Raw genomic sequence first — 22,339 nt, 5'->3', positions numbered from 1 at the left:
GACGTCGGCGTGGCCGTCGCTGTTCACGTCACCGGTGGTGACGATCGCGTTCATGCTGCCGAAGGCGCCGACCAGGACGGGGGCAGCGAACGGCTTGGAGGCGACGCCGGTGCCCTTGTAGAGGTAGGTCTTGCCGTCGCTCTTGCGGGCGAAGACGTCGGCCTTGCCGTCGTTGGTGAAGTCTCCGTGGCCGCGGACCATGGTGAACGCGCCCCAGCCGGTGCCGATCGTGATCGGCGCGTTGAAGCCGCCGTTGCCCCTGCCGGGGTAGACGCGCAGGGTGCCGGTGGAGTCGACCGCGAGCAGGTCGGGCAGCTCGTCGCCGGTGACGTCACCGGGGGCGACGATGTGCTTGTGCTTGCTCCAGCCCTTGGCCACGAGCTTGAACGCCCAGTCGCCCTGGGTGCCGCCGGGGCCGGGGACGTAGTGGTCCCAGTACACGTCGCCGTTGCCGACCCGGTAGATCAGGTCCTGGTAGTCGTCCCGGTCCAGGTCGGTCTGGACGAGCAGGTTGACGGCGCCGAAGTTGCCCAGGTTGTAGGTGCGGGCGAGGCTCGTCACCTTGGAGTGCCAGCTGAACAGCGAGTTGTCAGAGGCCCGACGGGCCAGCAGGTCCGCCGTGTGGTCGTAGTTCCAGTTGGCGTCGTCCACCCGGGCCTGGACCGGGGCGGAGTACGTGGAGAACTTCGTGTACAGCCCGTACTTGCCCGCCGTCGAGCAGTTCTCCCCGGAGACGATGCCGGCGAGCCTGCCGCCGACGACCAGCGGGCCGCCGGAGTCGCCGCTGCACGTGGTCTCGCTGGTGCCGTCGTCACCCGTCGGCGCGGCCCCGGCGCAGAGCATGTGGCCCTTGACGAAGCCGCCGCCCGGGTACGCGGCGGCGCACGCGGTGTCGGAGACGACGTCCGCGTCCGCCACCTTCAGCACCGCGGACACTCCGCCCGGCCCGGACGTGGTCTTGCCCCAGCCGTACACCTTGCCGTCGAGCCCCGCCTGGTAGAGCGCGGAGTCGGTGGGCTGGGCGAGCGGCAGCGGCTTGACGGTGGACGGCACCGGAGCGGTGAGCGTCAGCACCGCCACGTCGTTGTCCATCGTGGAGACGCTGAACTGCGGGTGGTGCCACTGCCGGTAGGCGCCGAGCAGCGTCCCGCCGTGCCAGTCCCAGGTGCCGTCGGTGTTCCGGGTCGGCGTGCGGTCGGTGCCGACGACGACGGTGCCGCCCTTGTACCACTTGGCGCCCTTGACGCACTGCGCCGCCGTCGCGACCTTCGACGGGGCGATGACCACGCCGCCGCACAGGAAGCCGGTGCCGGTGGTCTCGTCGTAGTAGTGGAGCTGGGCCATCCACGGTGCGGCCGCGAAGGTGGTCGTGGAACCACCGATGATGCGGGCGCTCGGCACGCCGCGCTTGCCGTCGCCGCGGACGGAGGCGCCCGCCGCCTTCGTCGCCAGGCCGACGCGCTTCAGGAGTTCCTTCTGCGACGGCTGTACGGGCTTCTGCGCGTCCGCACCGATCCGCGGCGCCTCACTCGCCTCCGCGGAACCGGACTCGGTGACCGCGATCCCCGCCCCTGCCAGCGCGACGACGATGGCCACGGCTGGAAGCGCCAGTGCCGTACGGCGCTTGTGCCTGCCACCACGCGTGCGAATCTGCACTCGTCAACCTCTCGGGTCGAACCGGCGGAACGCGACCGCCCGCCGGAATCATGACTCTTGACGGTGAGGGCCACGCTCATGGGCAGCACGACGCGCGAAGCCCCCCGACCCGGCCTGCGCTGCGCGGTGGAACCCCCCACCTTGATGGCGCAGATGATACGAGCGTCAACTATTGGTTGACCAGTGAGATTACTGAACGGGGGTTCAGCCGAGCCGGCGGTACCGGCGCTCGGGCCGCCCCGTGCCGCCGTACCGGAGAGTCACCTCCGCGCGACCCGTCTCCGCGAAGTACTCCAGATAGCGGCGGACGCTGACGCGGGAGAGCGAGCCCGCCTCCGCGCACTCGGAGGCGGACATGCCCTCCGGGTGCTCGCGCAGGATGCGGTCGACCAGGTCCGCCGTGTGGGCGGCGAGCCCCTTCGGGAGCTCACGGGACCCGGGCGGACGGGTCCCGAAGATCTGGTCCACGTCCTCCTGGCGCGCCTCGTCCAGTGACTCCAGACGGCTTCTGAGCGAGGCCACGTGCCGCAGCTGCTCCTGGAGCGCGGCCGGACTGAAGGGCTTGATCAGATAGTGCAGTGCGCCGGCCCGCAGTGCCGAGCGGACCGTGCCGGCGTCCCGGGCCGCCGTGATGAACAGGACGTCGACCGGCGGCCTCTTCGCGTCCAGCTCCTCCGCCGCGCGGAGTTCGCGCAGCACACCGATCCCGTCCATGTCCGGCAGATAGATGTCCAGCAGCACCAGATCGGGGCGGAGCCGCTCCACCGCACGCAGCGCCTCGGCGCCGCTGTGCGCCACTCCCGCGACGGTGAAGCCGGGCGTCGCGGACACATAACGGGTGTGCAGCTTGGCGACCATGAAGTCGTCGTCCACCACCAGGACGTTCACCGGGAGCCACCCCGCAGGGCGTCGCCCACCGCGCCGGAGGCGCACGCGCGGGACGAACAGCCGCCGGACGAGTCCGCGCGGGGCGCCGGCGCCCCCGCCCGGGTGCCCGGCACCGTGCACCGGCCGGGATTCCCGCCCCCGCCCCGCCGCAGCCGGAGCCGGAGCCGGGGCCGCGGCCCACGGCGGAGCGGCATCTGGAGACCGTGCGATCCGGGAAAGCGCTGCGTCACGCCGACACGCTAGGCCGCGACCACAAGGACCACAACGTCCGTTGATTCCGGAAGAGAGACAGCTTCTTAACGCACAGGCAACATGTGGGCCACTTCACACGTCCCCTGCTCAGACCGAAAGGCGGCTCACGTGCGAACGCGCACTCCCCTCGCCCTCCTCGGGGCGGCGCTGCTGGTGCTCGTCGGGCCACCGCTGCTCACCCCCGGCAGCGGCGCCGACACCGGTACCCGGATCCCCGGCCTGCGCCTCATGGTCCCCAACTCGCCGGGCGGCGGCTACGACATCACGGCCCGGACGGCGGCGAAGAACGCCGAGGACGCCGAGCTCACCCACAACATCGAGGTGTTCAACCTGCCCGGCGCCGGCGGCACCGTGGGACTGACCCGGCTCGTCGGCGAGCACGGCAACGGCAGGCTCGCCATGTCGATGGGACTCGGCGTCGTCGGCGCGGTCCACACGAACAAGTCGCCGAGGACCCTCGCCGACACCACCCCGATCGCCCGCCTCACCGAGGAGCAGGACATCGTGGTGGTCGCGAAGGACTCCCCGTACAAGACCATCCGGCAGCTCGTCGCGGCCTGGAAGAAGGACCCCGCCAAAGTGCCCGTGGGCGGCGGCTCCTCACCCGGCGGCCCCGACCATCTCGCCCCCATGCTGATGGCGCGCGCCGCGGGCATCGCGCCCAGGTCCGTCAACTACGTCCCCTTCGACGGCGGCGGCGAACTGCTCGCCTCCATCCTCGGCAACAAGATCGCCTTCGGTGTCTCGGGCGTCGGCGAGTACCTCGACCAGATCAGGTCGGGGGAGCTGAGGCTGCTGGCCGTGACCGGCCCGAAGCGGGTGCCGGGCCTCGACGCACCCACCCTGCGCGAGTCCGGGCTCGACACCGACTTCACCAACTGGCGCGGCATCGTCGCCCCGCCCGGGCTCTCCGCCGCCGAGCGCGACAAGCTCATCGGCCTCGTCACCAAGCTGCACGGCTCGAAGCAGTGGCAGGAGTCGATGCGGAAGAACGGCTGGGACGACGCCTTCCTGCCCGGTGAGAAGTTCGGCGACTTCCTGCAGGCGCAGGACCGCCGTGTCGACTCCGTACTGAAGGAGCTGGGGCTGTGAGCACGCGGACCACCCCGGCGGACCCCGGGGCCCCGGCGGCACCCGGGAGCCGCACCTGGCTGCGGGACCACTCCGAACTCGGCGTGAGCCTGCTGCTCCTCGTCATCGGCGTCCTCGTCCTGGCCGACGCTCTGACGATGCCCCTCGACCTCGCCCAGCGCGGTCCCGTGGGCCCCAGGACCGTGCCGCTCGCCGTCGGCACCGGCCTGCTGGTGATCGCCGCACTCCTCGCCGTGGACGTGCTGCGCGGCGGCCGCGGCGAGGCCGGGACCGGCGAGGACATCGACCTCGCCGAGCCCGGCGACTGGCGCACCGTGCTGCTGCTCGCCGGTGTCTTCCTCGGCAACGCCGTCCTCATCGAACCGCTCGGCTTCCCCGTCTCCGGAGCACTCCTCTTCTGGGGCTCGGCGTACGCGCTGGGCAGCAGGCACCCGCGGCGCGACCCGCTGATCGCGGCCGTCCTCTCACTCGTCACCTTCTACCTCTTCAACAACCTGCTCGGGGTGCCGCTGCCCGGTGGCCCGCTGATGGGGGTGCTCTAGCCGATGGACTCGCTCAACTCCCTCCTCGACGGCTTCGGGACGGCACTGACCCCGGTCAACCTCCTCTGGGCGGCGCTCGGCGTGCTGCTCGGCACGGCCATCGGCGTGCTGCCCGGCATCGGCCCGGCCATGGCGGTGGCGCTGCTGCTGCCCGTCACCTACGGGCTCGAACCGACCGGCGCGTTCATCATGTTCGCGGGCATCTACTACGGCGCCATGTTCGGCGGATCGACCACGTCCATCCTGCTGAACACCCCTGGCGAGAGTGCGGCCGTGGTCGCCGCGATCGAGGGCAATCCCATGGCCAAGGCGGGCCGGGGCGCACAGGCGCTCGCGGCCGCCGCCGTCGGCCACTTCGCGGGCGGCATGATCGGCACGATCCTGCTCGTCGCCCTCGCCCCGACCGTCGCCGCACTCGCCGTCGACATCGGAGCACCCGACTACTTCGCCATCATGGTGCTGGCCTTCATCGCCGTCACCTCCGTCCTCGGCTCCTCCCGCATCCGCGGACTGGCCTCGCTGCTCGTCGGACTCACCCTGGGCCTCGTCGGCCTCGACCAGCTCACCGGGCAGCAGCGGCTCACCTTCGGCTCGCTCCAGCTCGCGGACGGCATCGACGTCGTCATCGTCGCCGTCGGGCTCTTCGCGATCGGCGAGGCGCTGTGGGTGGCCGCCCATCTGCGGCGCACCACAGGCGAGGCGATACCCGTCGGACGCCCGTGGCTCGCCGGGGCCGACGTCCGCAGGACCTGGAAGTCCTGGCTGCGCGGCCCGGTCATCGGCTTCCCGTTCGGCGCCGTCCCCGCGGGTGGCGCGGAGATTCCCACGTTCCTGTCGTACGTCACCGAGAAGCGGCTCTCCCGGCACAAGGAGGAGTTCGGCAAGGGCGCCATCGAAGGCGTGGCGGGACCGGAGTCCGCGGCGTCCGCGTCGGCGGCCGGCACGCTCGTGTCGATGCTGACCCTCGGTCTGCCGACGACGGCGGTCGCGGCCGTGATGCTCGCGGCCTTCCAGCAGTACGGCATCCAGCCCGGACCTCTGCTCTTCGAACGGGAACCCGACCTGGTCTGGGGCCTGATCGCGTCGCTGTTCGTCGGAATGGTCCTGCTGCTCGCCCTCAACCTGCCGCTCGCGCCCCTGTGGGCGAAGCTGCTGCGCATCCCGCGGCCGTACCTGTACGCGGGGATCCTCTTCTTCGCCGCCGTCGGCGCCTACGCGGTCGGCGGGGAGGCGCTGGACCTGGTGATCCTGCTGCTGATCGGCCTGATCGGCTTCGGGATGCGACGCTACGGACTGCCCGTGCTGCCCGCGATCATCGGCGTCATCCTCGGCCCGGCCGCCGAGCAGCAGTTGCGGCGCGCGCTCCAGATCAGCGACGGCAGCGTGACCGGTCTGGTCGGCACCCCCTTCTCGGTGGCGGTCTACATCGTGATCGCGGTGCTGCTGGCCTGGCCCTTGCTGAAGAGGCTCGTCGGGCGCCGTCGTAACGTGACGGCATGACCGACGCTTCCCACCCCCCGCGCCCCCGGGGCGCGGGGGGCACCCCACGCCCGGCCGGTCCCGCGGACGTCCCGCGGGTCAAGGCGGTGACCGACGCGGCCTACCACCACTACGTCGAACGGATCGGTCTCGTGCCGGCGCCGATGCAGGCCGACCACGCGGCGAACGTGGCGGCCGGCCGGGTCCGCGTCACCGGCGACCCCGTCGACGGGGTCCTGGTGCTGGTCCCCGCGCCCGACCACCTCTGGCTGGACTCCATCGCCGTCCACCCCGACGCGCAGGGCACCGGCCTCGGCCGCCGGCTGCTCGCCTGGGTCGAGGAGCACGCCCGCGAGCTCGGCCTGCCCGGGGTACGGCTGCTGACGAACGCCAGGATGTGGGAGAACCGGCGGATGTACGAGCGGTACGGCTACGAGGCCGTCGAGCACCGGATGGGGGCCCGTACGACCGCATCCACTACCGCAAGGTCCTTCGCTGACGGACCCGTTGTCAGTGGCGGCTGCGACGATCGGGCACATGACGACGATCGACTGGGACGCCGCCGCGGACACCTTCGACGACGAGCCCGACCACGGGCTGCGCGATCCCGCGGTCCGCCGCGCCTGGACGGAGCGCATGCGGCACTGGCTGCCGCCGGAGCCCTCCGACGTGCTCGACCTCGGCTGCGGCACGGGCAGCCTCGCCCTGCTCGCCGCCGGGCAGGGCCACCGGGTGACCGCCGTCGACATCTCGCCGCGGATGGCGGAGGCCGCGCGCCGCAAACTCGCGGGCACGCGGGCCGAGGTGCTGACGGGCCCCGCGGAGCGGCCCCCGGTGGGGGACCGGCGCTTCGACGCCGTGCTGGTGCGCCATGTGCTGTGGGCACTGCGGGACCCCGAGGCGGCCCTCGCCCACTGGACCTCCCTCCTGCGCCCGGGCGGGCGGCTGGTGCTGGTCGAAGGGGTGTGGGACGGCAGCGGACTGCCGGCCGCCCGGTTGATCGCCGCCCTAGGACCGCTCACCCGGAGGATCGAGCACGAACGGCTGTCCGACGTGACCGGGCTCTGGGGCCGGACCGTGCACGGCGAGCGGTACGCCCTGGTGGCCCGGACCGCCCCGGCCGGGCACGGCGAGGACGCCCGTGCCGAGCCGGGCGGGGACGCGGGTGCGGCTCCCGCCCGCTGGGACGAGAAGGCCCGCGCGGGCAAGCACCGGCACAGCGAAGTCGTCGACGTCCACCTCGTCCTGCGCCGCGGCGACGAGGTCCTGCTGGCCCGCCGGGCCGGCACGGGCTACGGGGACGGGCTGTGGAACGGCCCCTCGGGCCACGTCGAGGAAGGCGAGGACGTGCGCGCGGCCATGGTGCGCGAGGCGCGCGAGGAGATCGGCATCGAGCTCGCGCCGGAGGATCTGCGCGTCGCGCTGGTGATGCAGCACCGCGGACCGGGCGATCCGCCGCGCACGGGCTGGTTCTTCGAGGCCGACCACGGAGCGGGCGGCGAGCCGTACAACCGGGAGCCGCACAAGTGCTCGGAGCTGGCCTGGCACCCCCTCGCCGCGCTCCCGGACGACATGGTCGCGTACTGCAGGGCCGGGTTCGAGGCGTACCGGAGGGGTGACCGCTTCCTCCTCCACTGGCACGAGGACGACGACCCGGTCGCCCACGACCCCGGCCTGCCGGACCGCGCCGTGCCGCTGCCGGCGACCCGCGTCAGTCCAGCAGCGCTGTGAACCGGCCCTGGCGGGCGAGGAGTTCCAGGGCGTCCAGGGCGCGTTCGGCCTCCTCGGCAGCCCCGGGGTCCCGCTCGGCGAGGCCGCTCGCGGCGAACTCGTCCTCGTCCAGCCGCACGATCAGCGCCCCGTCGGCCGACACCCAGAGATCCAGGTCCAGATCCTCCACCACCAACTCGTCCCCCGAGACCAGGGCGGGCCGGGTGATGTCCGTGTACCAGCCCTTCAGCGCCCCGTCGCCCGCCCGGACCTCCTTGACGGCGTACCAGCGGTCGCGCCAGTAGTGCTCGGTGAAGACGTCACCCGGCTCGAAGCGGACGAACCCGAAGTCCTTCACTCCCTCACCCGCCCACGGCGCGCGGACGGTGATCCGGGTCCCGTCGTCGGCGACGACCTCCGCCGGGTAACGGATCTTCGTACGCCCGGCCTTGACGAGGGTGACATCGACCCAGGACTCACCCCAGCGTGCGGACATAACGCACCTCCGTCGCACAGATCTCGTAGCCGAACCACTCGTTGACGGCCAGCATCGGGCCGTTGCCCGCGTCGTTGCCGGTGAACGCCTCGGTGAACCCGGCCGCCCGCGCCCGGTGCAGCGAGTCGTTCTTCGCCAGCTTGGCCAGCCCGCGGCCGCGGAAGTCGCGCGCGGTGCCGGTCATCGCGGTCCCGTAGCGGGTCGAGCCATCCGTACGGGCCGCGCTGAACGCCACCGGGCGCCCGTCCAGGACGGCGACCGACGTCAGCTCCGGGCTGAACAGCGGATGTCCCCAGGTCTCGTCGAGCCAGTGGCCGTAGTCGGTGAACTCCGCCGTCACATCGCCCGGTTCGTCCGCCGTCGTGGCGGCGTCCAGCTCGAAGAGCGGCCGCGGATCGCCGGCGAAGTCGGACGCAGGGACGATCCGCACCCCGTCCGGCGGGGTCCGCAGCGGTGGCAGCGACCCGGCCGCCAGATCGAGGCGGAGGAAGTGCGCCGTGCGCCCGGCCCGGTAGCCGAGCCGCTCGGCGAAGGCGCGGTGTCCCGGTTCGTCCAGCACCCACGTGTAGACCGCGTTGGCACCGGCGCCGGCCAGGTGTTCCTCCGCGGCGCGCACGAGGGCCGAACCGGCGCCCCGGCCACGGCGCTCGGGATGCACATAGACGTTCGCGTAGCCGACCCCCGGCTCGGGACTGTCGTACGCGAGCCCCGCCTGCGCCGTGCCGACGATCTCGCCGTCCTCCTCGGCGACCAGCGGGCGGTACCGGGCGAGCGGATGCGCATGCTCCGTCTCGAACCCCAGCGCCTCGGGGGTGACCAGCATGAACGGCAGGGCGGCGCGCCGGACCAGGGCGACCGCTTCGGCGTCTCGGGGCGCGCGGAAAGGGCGGACGATCACAGTCATGATGCGGCACGCTACGCGCGCGCCCCCGTGCACGCCTCTCATTTTCCCGAGGCTCCCAAGCGGCGTACCCGAGGCCGGGAAGTGGGGGACAATCACGTGGTGACCTTGAAAATCGTCATCGACACGGACGCCGCCCCCGCGCCCTACGAGCAGCTCCGCTCCCAGATCTCCGCCCAGGCACGCTCGGGCGTACTGCCCGTCGGCTACAAACTCCCCACCGTGCGGGGCCTCGCGGAGGAACTCGGGCTCGCGGCGAACACCGTCGCCAAGGCGTACCGCGCCCTCGAGGGCGACGGCGTGATCGAAACCCGCGGCCGGAACGGCACGTTCGTCGCGGCGGCCGGGGACGCGGCGGAACGCCAGGCCGCGACGGCAGCCCAGGCCTACGCCGAACAGGTCCACCGCCTCGGCCTGTCCCGTGCCGACGCGCTGTCGGCAGTGCAGGACGCGCTGCGCGCCACATACGGCAAGTGAACCCGGCCGGCCCGGGGTCCGGCCCGCGCCGGAGGGAGACACGGCCCGACGTCCCGCCGAGCGGTCCGGGCCGCCTGTCCGGGGCCGAGCCGGGATCAGAGGTACAACCCCGCGTCCGCCCCGTCGTGCTGGGACGGCACGGACGCCGGAACCGTCCCGCGCCGCAGGGCGTAGAGCTCGGCCAGCGTCGCGCCCTCGCGGCCGACGCCCTCGTCGGCGCCCAGCCAGGACACCGCCTCCTTGCGGGTGAGCGGGCCGACCTCGATCCGGGCGAGACAGCGGCCCGGCCGGACGACCGCCGGGTGCAGCCGCTCCAGGTCCTCGTTCGTGGTGACGCCCACGAGGACGTTCCGGCCCTGGCCGAGCAGCCCGTCCGTCAGGTTCAGCAGCCGGGACAGCGCCTGGCCCGCGGCGTGGCGGGCCTCGCCGCGGATCAGCTCGTCGCAGTCCTCCAGGAGCAGCAGCCTCCAGCGCCCCTTGGCCGTGCCCTCGTCCTCGCCGATCGCGATGTCCATCAGATAGCCGACGTCGTTGAAGAGCCGCTCCGGATCGAGGACGCAGTCCACCTGGCACCAGTCGCGCCACGAGCGGGCGAGCGTCCGCAGCGCGGAGGTCTTCCCCGTGCCCGGCGGGCCGTGCAGCAGGAGCAGCCGGCCCGCGATGTCGTCCGGCGTCACCTTCATCAGCCGGTCCATCGCCTGAGCCACCGGAGTCGTGTAGTTGGGCCGGACCTCCTCCCATGTGCCGGCGCTGATCTGGCGGGTCGTGCGGTGCGGGCCACGGCGCGGGGAGACGTACCAGAAGCCCATGGTGACGTTCTCCGGCTGGGGCTCGGGCTCGTCCTGCACGCCGTCCGTCGCCTGCTTGTGGACGCTCTCGGCGAGTTCGGAGCTGACCGCGGTGACCGTGATGTCCGCCCCGCGGTTCCACCGGGAGATCAGCAGGGTCCAGCCGTCGCCCTCCGCGAGGGTCGCGCTCCGGTCGTCGTCGCGTGCCGCGCGCAGCACGCGGGCGCCCGGCGGCAGCAGCGTGGCGCCGGGCTTGACCCTGTCGATCGTCGAACTGTGCGAATACGGCTGCTCGCCCGTCGCGAAGCGGCCGAGGAACAGCGCGTCGACGACATCCGACGGCGAGTCGCTGTCGTCGACGTTGAGCCGGATCGGCAGAGCGTGCTCAGGGGTGGCGGTCATGGCGCCATGATCCGGCACGTCGGCCCTCGGTGCACGGCCTTTTGGGGCGTGCCGCCGCTCTCGCCGCCCGCACTCGTGTACGGGTCCCGGGGCACTCATGTACGCAGCAACCGGATCGCCCTCCTCGTACGGCGCACGACGGCGTACCCCTTGGTGAGGGCACGGTCCCGGGCGAAGTTGCGGGCCACGCCCCGGCCCTCGACGAGCCGCACGAACTCGTCGGCACCCGTGGAACGGCGTACCGTCACCCGCTCCAGGGCGTACGGCCCCTGGCGCCGGCGGGCCAGGGCGTTCCCCACGGCCAGCGACTGCGCGAAGCCGGCCGCGCGCACCGCCTGCCGGACCCGGCGGCTGGAGTAGCCGAACGGGTAGGCGAACGAGACCGGCGCGGCTCCGAGTTCCTCGGCGATGACCTCCCCGCAGCGCAGCACCTCGAACCGGAGCCGGATGTCGTCCAGCTGGTCGAGTTGCGGATGGGTGTGCGAATGACCGCCGATCTCCGTGCCGGCCGCGGCCAGTTCCCGCACCTGGCCCCAGTCCAGCATGGTGTCGGGCGCGGCGCTCTCCTCCTGCGCACCGCGGAGCCAGCCTGTCGACACGAACAACGTCGAGGCGAAGCCCAGCTTGTCGAGGACGGGAAGGGCGTGCCGGTGCACGCCCTCGTAGCCGTCGTCGAAGGTGATCAGCACCGGCCGCGGCGGCAGCGGTTCCCCGTGCCGCCAGGCCCGGCCGAGGCCGGCGGTCGTGACCGGCGTGAAGCCGCGTTCGCCGAGCAGCTCCATCTGCTCGGCGAACGCCTCCGGCGCCACGGAGAGCCCGTGGGTCGCCGGAGCCGGCCGGTGCGCTATCGCGTGGTACATGAGGATCGGTACGGCGTCGTTCATGGAGTGCCGGCCTCCGGGCGCGGGGCGTACGTGGTGATCGGCCCGTGCGAGAACGCCACCCCGGACCGGGCCCGGGCCCGCGCCACCGCGTACCCGGCCGCTGCCGCTGCGACACCGACGACGATGGCGCCGGCCCGCCGGGCGCCGCCGGGTCGGCCCAGCAGAGCGTCCCGCAGTCCGCGCACGACGCCTGCCGGGAGCACACGGGTGGTGTACCGCCGTTCGGTCTCGAGGCCCTTGCCGCTGCCCACGCTGTGCGAGACCAGGGCCTTGGAGAGCCCTTCGGCGTAGGTGCGGGTGCGGAAGTAGCGGAACCGCTCCCGTACCGCGGGGACCTTGTGGTGGATGACGGCACGGTCGTCCATCAGGAGGACCGCGTCCGGGAGGGCCCGGCCGAGGCGGATGCAGAGCTCGGTCTCCTCGCAGCCCAGGGGCCGTTTGTCGCCGTCCCGCCCGATGCCGGTGGCGAACCCGCCCACGGCGTCGAAGGCGGTGCGGCGGAAGGAGGCGTTGCCCCCGAGGACGTTGCGGACCGGGACGCGGCCGGGCGCCAGCCCCCGGTAGGTGCAGCCGACGACCCAGTCGAACTCCTCGGGGAACCACGCCGGCCTGCGCCCCGAGGCCCAGACCGGCAGAGTCCTGCCGCCCACGGCCGTCACCCGTGGGTCGTCGTACCCCTCGGCGAAGTGTCGCAGCCAGTCCTGCTCGGCCACGGCGTCGTCGTCGAGGAAGGCCACGAACTCCCCGCGGGCCACGGAGATGCCGGTGTTGCGGCCGGCGGACAGGCCGCGGGGGCCCGCGTTGGCGAGCACCCGCACCTCCCCGCCCGGTCCCGCGGCCTCCGGGCCGGCCGTGAACTCCTCGGTGAGGCGCTCCAGCAGCCGGGGGTTGTGGTCGACCACGACCAGCGTCTCCAGCGCCGGGAGCGACTGCCGGCGCACCGACTCCACGGCGGCGAGGATGTCCGTCCAGCGGTCCTCGGTGTATACGCAGATCACCACGGAGAACGTCCGCCCGTTCAAGAGACCTCTCCCCGCGGGGAGTTGAGGCCGAGGGCGGGCCCGCGGCGCGCGGCGCGGCGGACACCCTTCTCCCGCAGGATCACCTTGAGCACCCGCAGTCCGTCGCGGACGGCCCTGAGGTTGCTCATACCGTGGATGCGCAGGTGCTCGTGGCTGGGGACCTCTTGGACCCGCAGCCCGGCCTTGACGACCCGGATGTTCATCAGGGTCTCGATCTCGAAGCCGGTGCAGTCCAGGGCGATGCTGTCGAGGCAGTGGCGCCAGAAGGCGTTGTAGCCGTAGCAGAGGTCCGTGTAGCGGGCGCCGAACTTGGCGTTCACGATGCCGCACAGGACCCGGTTGCCGAGCTTGCGGATCGGGGTCATGTCGTCGGTGCCGCCGCCGTTGGCGAAGCGGGATCCCTTGGCGAAGTCGGCGCCGCCGACCAGGGCGGAGACATAGCTGACGATCTCCTGGCCGTCGGCCGATCCGTCCGCGTCGACCATGACGATGATGTCGCCGGTGCAGGCGGCGAAACCGCTGATGAGCGCGTCTCCCTTGCCCTTGCCGGCCTGCTTGACGACCTTGACGCCGGGCCACAGTCCGCGGGCGACGTCGACCGTGTCGTCCGTGGAGTTGCCGTCGACGAGCACGACTTCGTGGATCCACTCGGGCAGGGTCCCGAAGACGTGCGGGAGGTTCTTCGCCTCGTTCATCGCCGGGATCACGACGCTGACCGGCGGCGCGATGGCGAGGTGCGAGGAGATCGGACGGTACTGGGCCGGTATCCGGCCGAGCGTGGCCGTGGCGGTGGCCGTCGCCATGACCGGCGCGGGCGCGCCGGCCGTGGCCATCGGATCGTGAGGACCCGGGACCGCCGGGCGCAGGAACGAGCTCATGAGTCGGTTTCCCTCTCGTCCGGTGGACCGCCCGCCCCCGGGCGGTCCGGATGAGTGTCCGGTTCGAAAGGGGGGTTGTTCTCACCCCGGCCAGGACGGCATGGATCTCCGTACAGGCTGGGCGAGCTGGCATAGCTGGCCGCGCGGTACGCGACTCGGCACAAGTGCGACCGAGCACGGCACCCCCCTACCGCGCCCCGCCACGGACCGTCGCGACGTCAGACCCCTCCCCAGGAGTCGCCTTTGATGGTCCGTTGCGGGTGGATGTACGACGGTATTGATGATTGGGACTGTATGACAAGACCTGGCCGTAGGGCGCACTTTTCTACTTCTTTTGCCGGGGCGTGCTGAAATGCACAAACCTGTTATGCAATGCGATACCTGAGGGGCGGAAAGCAAGCGCTGTGACGGCTGTGATGAGCGCTTTCCGGACAGGGGGGTGCGGAGCCCGGACCGGCCGTGCGGTGGGAGGGCGTGAGGGGCGCGTACGGGGTCGATCCGAGTGCGGTGAGTGCCGCGAGCGCCGCCGAGGGTCGCCGACCGGAAGCACGGCGGTGCGGGGGCGTCCGGAGCGGACCCGGAGTGCGGGAGGAAGGCCCTAGATCATTTACCCCCGGCGTGTTTGTCCGCCGATGCGGCGGATTGCCGGAATGCTGGGCTCCGTCCTTCCCGTCATCCCCGACGGTCCGTCAAGAACCACTGCGTAACACCCCTGTTGCCCGGTCGCATTGTTTTTGGCATGAACACTTCCGGTGAACTAGGGGACATGCTACGACAGTTGAGCAGAGATCCTGCTAATGGGAGGTTCCATGAAACTGTCCCGAATCGCGGCAATCTCATCCTCACTCCTCCTCGGCGCAGCCCTCGCCCTCACGGGCGCGGGCCAGGCCCAGGCCGCGCAATCCGCGGCCGCGGTCGACTACGTGGCCCTCGGCGACTCGTACTCCTCCGGCGTCGGCGCCGGCGCCTACCTGGGCGACAGCGGCTCGTGCAAGCGCACCAACCGCGCCTATCCCGCCCTCTGGGCGGCCGCCAATTCACCCTCGTCGTTCGCCTTCACCGCCTGCTCGGGCGCTCGTACGGGTGATGTTCTGGCGAACCAGCTCGCTCCCCTCAACTCCGGGACCGATCTCGTGTCCATCACGATCGGCGGCAACGACGCCGGCTTCGCCGATGTGATGACGACCTGCGTCCTGCAGTCCGAAAGCACCTGCGTGGCCCGCGTCCAGGAGGCCAAGCGCTTCGTGGACACGACCCTCCCGGCCCGGCTCGACTCGGTGTACTCGACCATCAGGTCCAAGTCGCCGTCGGCGCGGGTCGTCGTCCTCGGCTATCCCCGCTTCTACAAGCTCAACGGCAGCTGCATCGCCGGCCTGACCGAGAACGAGCGCACCGCGATCAACAGCGGAGCCGACCACCTCAACGCGGCCATCGCCAAGCGCGTCGCCGACCACGGCTTCACCTTTGCGGACGTCGTGCCGTCCTTCACCGGGCACGAGATCTGCTCGGGCGCCTCATGGCTGCACAGCGTCAACTGGCTGAACATCGGGGAGTCCTACCACCCGACGGCCTCCGGACAGTCCGGGGGCTACCTGCCGCCGTTCCGGTCGGCGGCCTGACCGGACCCACCCGAGTAGGTGGGCCCACCCGGCGAGGACGGAGTGCCCGTCGGGGACTCCTCCTCGCACGTCACCGAGAACGCCACCCACTCCGAGCGCGCCGCGACCGGACTCCTGATCTCCAGCCGGATCCGGTCGTGGTGCACCGCGCCCTCGGTGTGGACCCGCTCCACATGACCGATCTCCCGCGACTTCCCCTCGCCCGAGGGGAAGTCGAGCGTCTTCCAGTCGCCGTCGGTGCCCCGGCCGCTCCGGGTCACCCAGCGATACCCCACGGAGACGGGGACGCTCCCGACGGTGACCGTCGCCCGGAACGCCGGAGCCTCCGCCTCGGGCGGGGGACACGTCCCGCGGTACTCCGTACGGATCGCGTGGACCCGCGCGTGGACGCTCTGCCGCGGCCGCTCCGTGGGCGAGGGGCCGCCGCCGGTCGCCGCCGTCCCGCCGTCACCCGTCGCGGTGGGGTCCTCGCCGGAGGGGGTCGCCCGACCGGACTCCGAACCGCCCCCGGCCGCCGTACCGCCGCTCCCGGAACCGCCGCTCGCGCCGCTGCCCCTCGTCCCCCCGGTCCCGCCGCCCCCGTTTCCGTACCCGTCGTTCAGCAGGGCGTAGGTGAGACCGCCCAGCGACAGGAGCAGGGCGGCGATTCCGGCGGTCAGCACGACGACCGCGCGCCGCGGTCGATCCGGGGCCGGGCCGGCGCCGTCCCGGGCCGCGATCGCCGTCGTCGCCGTCGTACCCGCGCCCGGGCCGAGGACCCCGGCCCGCGCGACGGGCGCGGCGGATGCGACGGCCGGCGCGGACGGTCCGGAGCCCGCCGGGGAACCGGTGCGGGGCGTGCCTCCCGCACCGATGATCCTGAGCTGCCGTTCCGCCTCCTCCGAGGGCGTCCGCTCCGCCGGGTCCTTCCGCAGCAGACCGGCGATCACCGGCTCCAGCGCACCGGCTCGGCGCGGGGCGGGCAGTTCCTCGTCCACGACGGCGCGGAGCGTGCTGAGCGGCGTGTCCTGACGGAACGGCGACCGCCCCTCGACCGCCGCGTACAGCAGGACCCCGAGCGACCACAGGTCCGACCCGGGACCCGGGGTGCGCCCCAGTGCCCGCTCCGGGGCGAGGAACTCGGGCGAGCCGACGAGCTCACCGGTCAGGGTCAGCCCGGACGTGCCTTCGACCGAGGCGATCCCGAAGTCCGTGAGGACGACGCGGCCGTCGTTGGCGAGCAGGACGTTGCCCGGCTTCACGTCCCGGTGCAGTACGCCGGCCCCGTGGGCGGCGCGCAGGGCCGCGAGCACCTCCGCCCCGATGTGCGCGGCGCGCTGCGGCGCCATGGGGCCCTCCGCGGCGAGCGCCTCCGACAGCGAGAGCCCGCGGACGAGCTCCATCACGATCCACGGACGTCCGTCCTGGGACGCCACGTCGTACACCGTGACCACGTTGCGGTGCGAGATCCGGGCGGCGGCCCAGCCCTCGCGCTCCAGCCGGGCGTAGAGCCGCCGCACCTCGGTGGTGCCGAGGCCGGACGGTGCGCGGACCTCCTTGACCGCGACCTCCCGCCCCAGCAGTTCGTCGCGGGCGCGCCAGACGACGCCCATGCCGCCCTCGCCCAGCCGGGCCAGGAGGCGGTAGCGCCCCGCCACCCGCGGCTCGTCGTCCCGTCCGTCGCCCGGCACTTCGCTCATGACGAGCCCCCCGTTCGCAGCAGAGCGACCATCACGGTGGAAACCACTCCAAGCTAGCTCAACTCAGGGCTCCTGCGGCCCCCCTGAGCACCAATCCGCATCCCAGGGCGACGACGGTGAGCGCGGTGCCGATCGGTGCCGACCGCCGTACGAAACCGGCCAGCCGCCCGGCCGCCCGCCGCCGTGCGAGCCGAGCCGCCACCTTGCTCCCGAGCCGCACGACGGCGAACCCGGCCGCGGTGAGCGTGAGGGCCAGCCCGGCCCCGTACGCGATGACGAGGAGCAGTCCGAACCAGGCGTGGCCGAGCGCCGCGGCGCCGACCAGCACGACCACGGCGGAAGGGCTCGGGACGAGGCCGCCGGCGAGACCGAGCAGGATGCTGCGCCGCAGGGGCCGCCGGCGGTCGCCCCCGTGGTCGTGGTGGGGCCCGTGGCCGGCGGCGGGGTGCTCGTGGCCGTGCCGGTGCTCATGGTGGTGCCCGTGCCCGCCGCCTTCTCCGCTTCCTTGCCCGTCCCCGTGCCCGTGCCCGTGCCCGTGCTCCTGTGCGCCGTCCCGGGCCCGCTCGTGGCCGTGTGCGTGGTCATCGCCGGACGAGTGCGTGTGCGTGTACGTACGGAACCGCCCGCCGCCGAGCCAGTGGACGTGCGTGTGCCCGCGTCCGTGCGCCCGGTCCTGCCACGCGCGCCGCGCCAGCAGCGCCCCCGCCACCGCGACCAGGATCCCGCTCGCCACGCCCAGCCAGCCGACGACGGACGGGGCGACGGCCGACCCCGCCACGATCAGGGCGCCCAGCGCGAGGACGCCGAGCGTGTGGGTGACCGTCACCGAGGCGCCCAGCGTCAGCACCTCCCGCAGCGAGTTCCGGCCGCCCGCCGCGGCCGCCGCGGCCATCAGGGTCTTCCCGTGGCCCGGGGCGAGCGCGTGCAGGGCCCCGAGCCCGAGGGCGATGAGCAGGGCGAGCGCGCCGAACGGCACCGTGAGGTCGCGCCGTTCGACCAGCCCCGCCAGCGCCTGGGTCCAGCGGTCGACCCCGCGCGGCAGCACGGACGGGGGCGCCGCCGCCTCCGCGGCGCCGAGCGCCGGTCCGCCGGGTACGGCCGTGAGCCGTGCCGCCGTGCGGGCCGGCGGGGACTCCAGGAGCCTCTGGGGGTAGGCGGAGAGCCTGCGCGACACGGACTCCCGGGGTACGTCGGAGGAGGACAGCGTCGTGGAGTCGCCGCGCGCCGTGATCTCCCGCCAGCCGGCTCCCTCACCGGGCGCGGCCGTGAACGCCAGGTCCGCCCGCCCGCCCGGCAGCGGCGCGCGCATCGCGCATTCGACGCGAAGGGTGGGCAGCCCCGCCTGGCCGGGCCGGACCGTGGCGCGCGCGGACCCGGTTCCGAGCGGCACCGCCCGGCCGTCCACGAGCAGCCGGGCCTCGCGCGCCGCGGCGGCGCAACGGTCCTCCGCCCATGCCGACAGCGCGGAGGGCGCCATCTCCCGGGGCCGGATCCGTGCGGTGGGGATCTCCGCCAGGTCCTCGACGTGGTCGACGCGCAACTCGCCTTCGGCGACGACGAGTCCGTCGTAGCGGTTCACGGAGAAGTTGCCCAGCGGGTGGGCCACGGCGGGCGCCCCCGCCCCGACGATCAGGGCGGCCACGCCCGCGACCACCGCCAGCGCGGCCCTGACCGCGTGCCCTTTGCCGCCCGCCCGTGGGCCGTTCCGCCCTCCCCGGGTCCCCGGGGCGCGCATGCGCGTCGAGTCGAGGGCCTCCCGTTCGCGCGCCGCCCGTTCACGCCGAGAACCGGGGGTCGTGGGCCGTGCTCCGGTCGCCCGTACGTCCTCGGGCCGTCCGTACGCCGCCCGTTCACGCGGCGTCGGACGCTCCGCACGTCCGTGCCGCGGGCGGCCGGGGCTCTCGGGCCTGGTCCGGGACGCCCGGCCGGCCGGCCCCGGTACCGCGCACGAGCCGGGGACGGCCGGCTCCGGCCGGGCGGGGGCCGCGTCCTCCATCTTACCCCGAACGGCCCTTCCGGGCCCGGGGGTTCGGACGTGTGCCAGGCAACCCCGTGCTCCGGCGGCCAGCGCCAGGGCAGCGGGCAGCGCCGCGAGGGCGCTCGGATACGGATCGGTCATGATGCCTCCAGACCGTCGAGCGCGCGGCGCGCCTCGCGCGCGCCGACGGGGGAGAAGGCGGGATTGATCGCCAGGGCACGGGTCAGCGAGGCACGCGCGGCGGCCCGTTCGCCCGTGGCGCGTTCGATCATGCCGCGGTGGTAGAGGAAGGCCGCGTCCCGGTAGCCGGTCGCGGTCGCCGCCCGGGCATGGGGCAGCGCCTCCGCGGAGCGCCCCGCGCGGTGCAGCGCCCAGGCGAGGGCGTCCTCGGTGTGCACGGTGCGACGGCGCTGCCATTCGGCGCGGGCCGCCCGCAGCGCTTCGGCGCGGTCGCCGTGGTCGGCGGCCGCGAGGGCCGTGTCCAGATCCGGGTTCACCCCGCCCGCGCGGGCGAGCTCCGCCCAGGTGCCGAGCACCTCGTACTGGCGGCGGGCGGGCCCGGGCCGGCCGCTCGCCTCGTACAGCTCTCCGAGCGCCACCAGCCGCCCCGGCAGCGGGGACCGGTCGACGATCTCCTCGAACTCCTCTACGGCTGCTCTGAGTTCACCCTTTCCGGCGAGAGCCCGCGCCCGGCATTCGCGGGCCTCCGGATTCTCCGGCTCGGCCTTCAGGGCCCGGCCGCACTGCCGCAGCGCCTCGTCGTACCCGCCCTGGGACCAGGCGAGCCGGCCGAGCGCCGTCGCCGTGTAGGCGACGTCTGCCCGGGTGACCGCCGAGCCGAGTGCCAGCTCCAGCACGCGCCGCGCCTCCTTCGTGTCCCCCCGGAGTTCCCGTACGTAGGCGAGCCGTGTGAACACCGGAATGCCCGGCCTGCGGGCGTCCGCCTGCCGCGCGGCCTCCAGCGCCGCCGGATAGCGGCCGAGTTCGACGAGTGCGTCGATCCGCACGGCCAGGCCGCGCTCGCCGTACGGATTGACGGCGAGCGCCCGGTCGGCGTCCCGGAGTGCCGCGGGGAAGTCGTGCCGGGCCGCGGCCAGGGCGGCCCGGCCGGCGAGGGCGTCGGCGTTGCCGTCGGGCCGCAACTCCAGGGAGCGGGCGAGCGCGTCTTCGGCCTGGGGGTACCGCGAAGGATCTCCGCTCACCCGGGCCTCCTCGACGTACGCCGCACCGAGCGCCGCCCAGGCGCCCGCGTCCTTGGGTTGCGCCTTCAGCCGGTCCTGGAGGATGCGCACCCCCTGCCCGGGAGCCGCCCCGGAGAGCACCGCCCCCGCGGCGGCCGGAGCCGCGGGCACGTCGTCCGGGCCGCCCAGCACCGCACCCGCGGCGGTCAGGACGAACGCCAGTCCAACGACACCGGCCCCGAGGCGCCACCCGGACCTCCTGACCCGCGTCATGACCACCTGCCGCGCCGCCGCATCCGCCACCACGCGAGGCCGAATCCGACGAGCACGACGCCCGCGCCCGCGGCGCCCGCCGAGACGGCCAGCACCGTGCGGTCGTCCGCGGCGCTCCCCGACGTCAGCTCCGCGCCGCCGTCGAGCCCGCTGCGGGTGCCCCCGGTCTCGGCCAGCGGCCCGTTGGAGCCCGAGGCCGGCAGCGCCACGTACGGGAAGGACTTCTCGAACTCCACGTCGTTCTTGTCCACGGCGTCGCCGAGGTCGTTCTTCTTCCCGACGAGTTCGCCCTCGACGACCTGCAGGGCGATGTCCAGGACGTCGTCGGTCAGCCGGCGCCCGTTCGGGAAGCCCGCGTTGTCGCCGTCCAGCACGCCCAGCCGCTTCGGCGCGCCCGTGGGCGGTACGGCCGTGTTCAGACGCAGCGCCTCGGCCGGCCGCACGTTCGGCGGCTGGTTGAGGTCCTTCACCCCGGTGAGGAACACGGACACCAGGTCGTCGCGCGGCTCCTCCGGGGCCTCGATCTTGTAGATGCCCTCGATGAGCTTCGGCAGTTCCGGCTTGGTGACGGACTCGAGGAAGTCCGCGTCGTTCCAGGGCGACGAGGCGTTGAACCTGTCCTTGTCCTTGAGCGGGATGACGACCTCGTTCACCAGCGGCATGCCCAGCCGGGAGACCTGGGTCCAGTCGCCGCTCGCGCTCTTGCGGTGCGTGGTCGTCCAGATCCCGACCACGGGCTGCCCCTCCGACTGCCGGATGTGCTCGGAGGGGACCTGCAGGGCGATGCTGTTGACGTTGTAGCCCTTCAGGGTGTCGCGGCCGACCTCGGACAGGTCCCCTCCGTAGAGCAGATCGAAGACCCGGAGGTCGAGGAAGAACGGGTCGTCGGCCTGGCCGGCGAACACGGTGGTGCCGTCCTTCAGTTCGCGTACGGCCTCCTTCCGGAGCTTCGCGTAGTCCGGCATGGACGCTTTGCCCACGTTCGAGGGGGCGACCGGAACATCGTTCGCGATCTTCGTGGTGGAGATCACATGCTGGTCGCGCAGCCGCACCATCTCCAGGTCGTAGGTCTGGGTGATGTTGAGGTCCGGGTCGTCGAGGCTGGTCACGGGGCCCGTGTTGAACAGGAACGTGTCACCGTTCCTGACCTGGTCGTGGAAGGTCCAGCGGTAGAGCAGGTCACCCTGGGCGTCGCCGTCGGAGTCGATGTGGACGTCGTAGCGGGCGTCGTTCGCGAAGCGGTAGAAGTTCGGCCCGCCCGCCGGCTCCTCGAACGGCAGCCAGTTCGCCACGATCGTCGTGGTGTCCGGCCGGTCGGGGCTGACGAACGCGTACACGTCCGTCGTGTCGTACTGAGGCTGCCCGGAGATCAGCGGCGCCTCCCGGTGGCTGGACGCGTTGGCGGCGCCCGGCGCGAGCGTGGAGCTCACTCCGGCGGCCGCGAGCCCCCCTGCCGCCAGCGCACCACAGACGACCGCCGCGAGATTCCTGCGCCCCCGTGCGCTCCTGATGAGATGAGAGAACATGTCGGTCCCGTCCTGTCGTGGACTTCGTCGGCTGCGTGGACCGTCGTGAACGAGACGGTCCACGCTGCCTGGTGACAGGTGTTCGGGGCCGTGCGGCCGAAGGTTTGGTCGACTGCGCGGTCTGTCCAACTCGCCCTGGAATCAGGCGGCTTCACCGCGTAGTCGTCAACCCCCGTACGTGTGTGCTGAATCGCTCAGGCGGGATACACGAGTGTGAGGTCGGGGCGATAGGGTTAATCTGCCCGGGCCGGGTGCCCTCGTACGGGTGGGGAGTGACATGGAACAGATAACGATGCGCAGCAGGGCGCGGGTCCCTGCGATCAGCTGCGGGACGAGCGCGACAAGCTCGCGTCTCGACCGCCATCTCGCGGTACTCGGCGGACCTGCCGTGCCACCGCGCGAGGCGGCCGAGGCGACGTCCCTGATGCTCGAGCTGACGACGCGTGACGTCGCGCACAGCCGTGGCAGCAAGAGCGCGCGCGTCTCGCTCTTCGCACCGCTCCGGCGGCTGCGCCGCTCGCTGTTCGGCAGCCGAGGCCAGTGACCGGCGGGGTGGCCGGCCGGCGGGCCGGGCACGCGTGACCGTTCACGCGCACCCGTCCCCCTCGCTCCCGTC

General features: G+C 73.1%; 19 protein-coding genes and 1 pseudogene. 8 read left to right on the top strand and 12 right to left on the bottom strand.

Features of this window, described 5'->3' with window-relative positions; all coding sequences use genetic code 11:
* Window positions 1-1,656, bottom strand: a 1,656-nt coding sequence (locus BLT82_RS21745) for a trypsin-like serine protease (protein ID WP_244292065.1), incomplete at its 3' end; no start/stop codon positions are given.
* 204 nt (window positions 1,657-1,860) lie between these two features.
* Window positions 1,861-2,544: a response regulator gene (locus BLT82_RS21740; RefSeq protein ID WP_093657409.1), complete on the bottom strand. Its 684-nt coding sequence runs from the start codon at window positions 2,542-2,544 to the stop codon at window positions 1,861-1,863.
* A 360-nt stretch (window positions 2,545-2,904) separates the two neighbouring features.
* On the opposite strand from BLT82_RS21740, the gene BLT82_RS21735 reads away from it, so the two are divergent.
* The 5 genes and pseudogenes from BLT82_RS21735 (at window position 2,905) to BLT82_RS21715 (ending at window position 7,640) form a co-directional block, all read left to right on the top strand.
* Window positions 2,905-3,888 carry a Bug family tripartite tricarboxylate transporter substrate binding protein gene (locus tag BLT82_RS21735; protein WP_093657364.1) on the top strand — a complete coding sequence of 328 codons (984 nt, stop codon included), beginning with the start codon at window positions 2,905-2,907 and terminating at the stop codon, window positions 3,886-3,888.
* Window positions 3,885-4,430 carry a tripartite tricarboxylate transporter TctB family protein gene (locus BLT82_RS21730; protein ID WP_093657362.1) on the top strand — a complete coding sequence of 182 codons (546 nt, stop codon included), beginning with the start codon at window positions 3,885-3,887 and terminating at the stop codon, window positions 4,428-4,430. The genes BLT82_RS21735 and BLT82_RS21730 overlap by 4 nt, the downstream gene beginning before the upstream one ends.
* Before the next feature lie 3 nt (window positions 4,431-4,433).
* The gene (locus tag BLT82_RS21725; protein WP_093657360.1) at window positions 4,434-5,930 is read left to right on the top strand and encodes a tripartite tricarboxylate transporter permease; all 1,497 of its coding nucleotides are present in this window, start codon (window positions 4,434-4,436) and stop codon (window positions 5,928-5,930) included.
* A pseudogene (locus tag BLT82_RS21720) lies at window positions 5,927-6,408 on the top strand (GNAT family N-acetyltransferase). The gene BLT82_RS21725 and the pseudogene BLT82_RS21720 overlap by 4 nt, the downstream one beginning before the upstream one ends.
* Before the next feature lie 38 nt (window positions 6,409-6,446).
* On the top strand, window positions 6,447-7,640 hold the full coding sequence (locus tag BLT82_RS21715) for a methyltransferase domain-containing protein (RefSeq protein WP_093657358.1): 1,194 nt from the start codon (window positions 6,447-6,449) through the stop codon (window positions 7,638-7,640).
* Here the strand turns inward: BLT82_RS21715 and BLT82_RS21710 are convergent.
* Together BLT82_RS21710 and BLT82_RS21705 are read right to left on the bottom strand one after the other, a co-directional pair.
* Window positions 7,621-8,115 carry a ribonuclease FAU-1 family protein gene (locus tag BLT82_RS21710; RefSeq protein WP_093657356.1) on the bottom strand — a complete coding sequence of 165 codons (495 nt, stop codon included), beginning with the start codon at window positions 8,113-8,115 and terminating at the stop codon, window positions 7,621-7,623. The two genes, BLT82_RS21715 and BLT82_RS21710, sit on opposite strands and share 20 nt — an antisense overlap.
* Complete coding sequence (locus BLT82_RS21705) at window positions 8,096-9,019, bottom strand: GNAT family N-acetyltransferase (RefSeq protein ID WP_093657407.1); 924 nt, start codon at window positions 9,017-9,019, stop codon at window positions 8,096-8,098. The genes BLT82_RS21710 and BLT82_RS21705 overlap by 20 nt, the downstream gene beginning before the upstream one ends.
* 99 nt (window positions 9,020-9,118) lie before the next feature.
* Here BLT82_RS21705 and BLT82_RS21700 point away from each other — a divergent pair, with 99 nt between their 5' ends.
* Window positions 9,119-9,493 (top strand): GntR family transcriptional regulator, encoded by a 375-nt coding sequence (locus BLT82_RS21700; RefSeq protein WP_208868000.1) that lies wholly within the window; start codon window positions 9,119-9,121, stop codon window positions 9,491-9,493.
* A gap of 95 nt (window positions 9,494-9,588) precedes the next feature.
* On the opposite strand, the gene BLT82_RS21695 is transcribed toward BLT82_RS21700, so the two are convergent.
* The 4 genes from BLT82_RS21695 to BLT82_RS21680 form a co-directional block, all read right to left on the bottom strand.
* The gene (locus tag BLT82_RS21695) at window positions 9,589-10,683 is read right to left on the bottom strand and encodes a DUF5925 domain-containing protein (protein WP_093657352.1); all 1,095 of its coding nucleotides are present in this window, start codon (window positions 10,681-10,683) and stop codon (window positions 9,589-9,591) included.
* Window positions 10,684-10,778: 95 nt separating this feature from the next.
* Window positions 10,779-11,567, bottom strand: coding sequence for a polysaccharide deacetylase family protein (locus BLT82_RS21690; protein ID WP_093657350.1), 789 nt, complete (start codon window positions 11,565-11,567; stop codon window positions 10,779-10,781).
* Window positions 11,564-12,589, bottom strand: a complete 1,026-nt coding sequence (locus BLT82_RS21685) for a glycosyltransferase family 2 protein (protein WP_244292064.1) — start codon at window positions 12,587-12,589, stop codon at window positions 11,564-11,566. The genes BLT82_RS21690 and BLT82_RS21685 overlap by 4 nt, the downstream gene beginning before the upstream one ends.
* A complete protein-coding gene (locus BLT82_RS21680) occupies window positions 12,586-13,467 on the bottom strand; it encodes a glycosyltransferase family 2 protein (protein WP_093657348.1) in 882 nt (293 codons plus the stop codon). Before BLT82_RS21680 ends, BLT82_RS21685 begins: the two co-directional genes overlap by 4 nt.
* A gap of 809 nt (window positions 13,468-14,276) precedes the next feature.
* Here BLT82_RS21680 and BLT82_RS21675 point away from each other — a divergent pair.
* Window positions 14,277-15,086: an SGNH/GDSL hydrolase family protein gene (locus BLT82_RS21675; RefSeq protein WP_093657346.1), complete on the top strand. Its 810-nt coding sequence runs from the start codon at window positions 14,277-14,279 to the stop codon at window positions 15,084-15,086.
* Here BLT82_RS21675 and BLT82_RS21670 read toward each other — a convergent pair.
* The 4 genes from BLT82_RS21670 to BLT82_RS21655 all read right to left on the bottom strand — a co-directional run bounded on the left by BLT82_RS21670 (window position 15,056) and on the right by BLT82_RS21655 (window position 21,723).
* Window positions 15,056-16,765 carry a serine/threonine-protein kinase gene (locus BLT82_RS21670; RefSeq protein ID WP_093657344.1) on the bottom strand — a complete coding sequence of 570 codons (1,710 nt, stop codon included), beginning with the start codon at window positions 16,763-16,765 and terminating at the stop codon, window positions 15,056-15,058. The genes BLT82_RS21675 and BLT82_RS21670 overlap by 31 nt on opposite strands.
* 58 nt (window positions 16,766-16,823) lie before the next feature.
* A complete protein-coding gene (locus BLT82_RS21665) occupies window positions 16,824-18,500 on the bottom strand; it encodes an urease accessory protein UreH domain-containing protein (protein ID WP_167746055.1) in 1,677 nt (558 codons plus the stop codon).
* Between the two features lie 380 nt (window positions 18,501-18,880).
* The gene (locus BLT82_RS21660; RefSeq protein ID WP_093657342.1) at window positions 18,881-20,230 is read right to left on the bottom strand and encodes a tetratricopeptide repeat protein; all 1,350 of its coding nucleotides are present in this window, start codon (window positions 20,228-20,230) and stop codon (window positions 18,881-18,883) included.
* Window positions 20,194-21,723: a DUF4331 domain-containing protein gene (locus BLT82_RS21655; protein WP_093657340.1), complete on the bottom strand. Its 1,530-nt coding sequence runs from the start codon at window positions 21,721-21,723 to the stop codon at window positions 20,194-20,196. The genes BLT82_RS21660 and BLT82_RS21655 overlap by 37 nt, the downstream gene beginning before the upstream one ends.
* 277 nt (window positions 21,724-22,000) lie before the next feature.
* Here BLT82_RS21655 and BLT82_RS21650 point away from each other — a divergent pair, with 277 nt between their 5' ends.
* Window positions 22,001-22,267, top strand: coding sequence for a hypothetical protein (locus BLT82_RS21650; RefSeq protein ID WP_093657338.1), 267 nt, complete (start codon window positions 22,001-22,003; stop codon window positions 22,265-22,267).
* Window positions 22,268-22,339: the final 72 nt, after the last annotated feature.

The sequence above is a fragment of the Streptomyces wuyuanensis genome (genome assembly GCF_900103455.1).
Lineage (GTDB): Bacteria > Actinomycetota > Actinomycetes > Streptomycetales > Streptomycetaceae > Streptomyces > Streptomyces wuyuanensis.
The sequence above is the reverse complement of the archived record's forward strand: the minus strand, read 5'-3'. Positions and strand labels throughout refer to the sequence as shown.

Bases quoted from the DNA above. Each gene is read 5' to 3' on its own strand.
- BLT82_RS21680 (WP_093657348.1), bottom strand. From the start codon at position 13,467: ATGAGCTCGTTCCTGCGCCCGGCGGTCCCGGGTCCTCACGATCCGATG.
- BLT82_RS21690 (WP_093657350.1), bottom strand. From the start codon at position 11,567: ATGAACGACGCCGTACCGATCCTCATGTACCACGCGATAGCGCACCGG.
- BLT82_RS21695 (WP_093657352.1), bottom strand. From the start codon at position 10,683: ATGACCGCCACCCCTGAGCACGCTCTGCCGATCCGGCTCAACGTCGAC.
- BLT82_RS21705 (WP_093657407.1), bottom strand. From the start codon at position 9,019: ATGACTGTGATCGTCCGCCCTTTCCGCGCGCCCCGAGACGCCGAAGCG.
- BLT82_RS21675 (WP_093657346.1), top strand. From the start codon at position 14,277: ATGAAACTGTCCCGAATCGCGGCAATCTCATCCTCACTCCTCCTCGGC.
- BLT82_RS21665 (WP_167746055.1), bottom strand. From the start codon at position 18,500: ATGCGCGCCCCGGGGACCCGGGGAGGGCGGAACGGCCCACGGGCGGGC.
- BLT82_RS21715 (WP_093657358.1), top strand. From the start codon at position 6,447: ATGACGACGATCGACTGGGACGCCGCCGCGGACACCTTCGACGACGAG.
- BLT82_RS21650 (WP_093657338.1), top strand. From the start codon at position 22,001: ATGGAACAGATAACGATGCGCAGCAGGGCGCGGGTCCCTGCGATCAGC.
- BLT82_RS21670 (WP_093657344.1), bottom strand. From the start codon at position 16,765: ATGAGCGAAGTGCCGGGCGACGGACGGGACGACGAGCCGCGGGTGGCG.
- BLT82_RS21710 (WP_093657356.1), bottom strand. From the start codon at position 8,115: ATGTCCGCACGCTGGGGTGAGTCCTGGGTCGATGTCACCCTCGTCAAG.
- BLT82_RS21725 (WP_093657360.1), top strand. From the start codon at position 4,434: ATGGACTCGCTCAACTCCCTCCTCGACGGCTTCGGGACGGCACTGACC.
- BLT82_RS21655 (WP_093657340.1), bottom strand. From the start codon at position 21,723: ATGTTCTCTCATCTCATCAGGAGCGCACGGGGGCGCAGGAATCTCGCG.